We start from the raw sequence: 1,012 nt of genomic DNA, 5'->3' as shown, positions 1-1,012 counted from the left end.
TGCCGGTACCTTGCTCTCGTGATCTTTTCCTCAAGGGGAAAAGACACCGCCACAAGGCGCCGCACGCGGCAGGCTTTGCTTACTCAGTGATCTTGGACACAACGCCCGCGCCAACCGTACGGCCACCTTCGCGGATCGCGAAACGCAGGCCCTGCTCCATCGCGATCGGCGCGATCAGCTCAACGTCGAACTTCAGGTTGTCGCCCGGCATAACCATTTCAGTACCCTCAGGCAGCTGAACGGTGCCGGTCACATCTGTGGTCCGGAAGTAGAACTGTGGACGGTAGTTCGCAAAGAATGGCGTGTGACGGCCACCTTCTTCTTTGGTCAGGATATAGGCCTCAGCTTCGAACTTGGTGTGTGGGTTAACCGAACCGGGCTTACAAAGAACCTGGCCACGCTCAACACCTTCACGGTCCACACCGCGCAGCAATGCGCCGATGTTGTCGCCCGCTTCACCGCGATCCAGCAGCTTGCGGAACATTTCAACACCAGTACAGGTGGTTTTCTTCGTGTCGCGGATACCAACGATTTCGATCTCGTCGCCCACGTTGATCACACCGCGCTCAACACGGCCGGTCACAACTGTACCACGGCCGGAAATCGAGAACACGTCTTCCACAGGCATCAGGAACGGCTGGTCAACAGCACGTGCTGGCGTTGGGATATACTCGTCCACAGCCGCCATCAGTTCTTTGATCTTCTCTTCGCCGATTTCTGGCTTGTTGCCTTCCATCGCCGCCAGAGCGGAACCTGCAATGATCGGAATATCGTCGCCTGGGTACTCGTAAGAGGACAGCAGCTCGCGGATTTCCATTTCCACCAGTTCCAGCAGCTCTTCATCGTCGACCTGGTCAACTTTGTTCATGAAGACAACCATGTAAGGGATGCCAACCTGGCGGCCCAGCAGGATGTGCTCGCGCGTCTGTGGCATTGGGCCGTCAGCAGCGTTCACAACCAGGATCGCGCCGTCCATCTGCGCCGCACCGGTGATCATGTTCTTGACGTAGTC

1 protein-coding gene is annotated in these 1,012 nt (G+C 57.4%); it reads right to left on the bottom strand.

Annotated elements, in window-relative coordinates; translation table 11 throughout:
* Positions 1-79 precede the first annotated feature (79 nt).
* Positions 80-1,012 (bottom strand): elongation factor Tu (gene tuf, locus C8N31_RS20160; protein ID WP_107992415.1); only part of this gene is annotated, 933 nt, incomplete at its 5' end.

It is taken from the genome of Sulfitobacter mediterraneus (assembly GCF_003054325.1).
Lineage (GTDB): Bacteria > Pseudomonadota > Alphaproteobacteria > Rhodobacterales > Rhodobacteraceae > Sulfitobacter > Sulfitobacter mediterraneus.
The sequence above is the reverse complement of the archived record's forward strand: the minus strand, read 5'-3'. Positions and strand labels throughout refer to the sequence as shown.